The organism is Phocaeicola sp. RTP21198st1_B8_RTP21198_201120, assembly GCF_040929485.1.
GTDB classification, from domain to species: domain Bacteria; phylum Bacteroidota; class Bacteroidia; order Bacteroidales; family Bacteroidaceae; genus Phocaeicola; species Phocaeicola dorei.
Genome location: NZ_JBCOCI010000055.1, coordinates 1 through 301, shown reverse-complemented (window position 1 = coordinate 301; position 301 = coordinate 1). Strand labels below are relative to the sequence as shown.

The 301-nt window shown below is 49.5% G+C and carries 1 protein-coding gene; it reads left to right on the top strand.

Going from position 1 to position 301, the window contains the following annotated elements:
* Nucleotides 1–301, top strand: a 301-nt coding sequence (locus AB5935_RS16805; RefSeq protein ID WP_368327499.1) for an alpha/beta hydrolase, incomplete at both ends; no start/stop codon positions are given.

The following is a 301-nucleotide window of genomic DNA, read 5'->3' as shown; positions in this document are numbered from 1 at the left end:
TTATTATAGCCGGATCCGGACCTACGGATATGGATGGTAATTCAGCCATTGGCAATTTGAGGAATAATTCGTTGAAGTTCCTGGCAGAAGGCTTGGCGGCAAACGGCATCGCTTCCTTGCGCTTTGACAAGCGGGGGATAGGAACCAGTGCGTCGGCTGGTAAGGAGGAAGCGAAACTTCGTTTTGAAGATTATGTGAACGATGTAACTGGCTGGATTGATTACCTGTCGAAAGAGAAACGTTTTACGACGATCACGGTGGCAGGACATAGCGAAGGGGCGCTGATTGGAATGTTGGCCTG